This window comes from Bacillus sp. CGMCC 1.60114 (genome assembly GCF_042676365.1).
Taxonomy (GTDB): Bacteria; Bacillota; Bacilli; order Bacillales; family Bacillaceae_G; genus Bacillus_A; species Bacillus_A rhizoplanae_A.
The window spans coordinates 1-935 of the sequence record NZ_JBHTHG010000082.1; the positions used below are offsets into that span (position 1 = coordinate 1).

1 protein-coding gene is annotated in these 935 nt (G+C 32.8%); it reads right to left on the reverse strand.

Translation table 11 applies throughout. The annotated features are described in order from the left end of the window. Positions 1-131: 131 nt before the first annotated feature. A partial coding sequence (locus tag ACFQZ1_RS11830; protein ID WP_377882371.1) for an IS4 family transposase occupies positions 132-935 on the reverse strand: 804 nt, incomplete at its 5' end.

Genomic DNA, 935 nt, shown 5'->3' on the forward strand with positions numbered 1-935 from the left:
TACCCCACATCCATCAACTTAAGATTCACTTTTGTATAAAAATTAAGGTTTTCTAAGTAGTTTTTCATTGCCTTTATATATGTTTTAAAAGTACGCATACCAAATAAACCCGAATGGGTTTATTTTTTTTACTATGCTACCTGATGAGATGGAGTGGTATAATTATAAACAACACCCAAAATATCAAAGACTGTCTTTTTCTCGTATCGATGAGATTTTCGTCCGTTGTGCTGTAGGAGGTTAAACAGACGAAGGAGAACCTTTGATAGCTCTCGGGTGTTTTTGTGTAATGCCTGGTGAAAAAGTAAAAAATAATCCTTAATTATGTACATCGCTTTGTATTCACTTAGCTCTTTCTGTTTCTTACGTAACAGAAGTTCTCGCATTTTAAACATAGTAGAAGAACATAATAAAATACTAATGAGTTGTCCATAAAGGTGACATTCTAATCGCTCTTGTTTAATAGATTTACAACGATGAATTTGAAACCAAGATTTCCATATTTTAAATAACAGTTCAATTTGCCAGCGTAGTGAATATAAATCATAGATTTTCTCTTTTGGTACCCATTCCGTAGGAATATTTGTCATATATACCGTAATTCCTTGTAAAAACTTCGTACGCTCTGTATATGTAATCCCTTTTTTCTTTTCGCGAATCGCTCGATCGCGTAGGCGTTTCTGTTTTTGCTCCTCAGTACATCTATAAACCACAATGCGAGTAGGTAATTTTTCTTTACTCCCTACATATACATCATGTAATTCATACACTTGGCCAGGTTGTAATTGTTTCATAATGTCTTCTAAATGAATTTGTATATATACCGGTCTCAATTGAGCGGGTTTTGTTTTAAATACCACTGTTTCGAATTCTTTTCTATATATTTTAGTTGGTAACTTAAGACGTGATAAATAGTATCCTTGCTTATCTTGAAT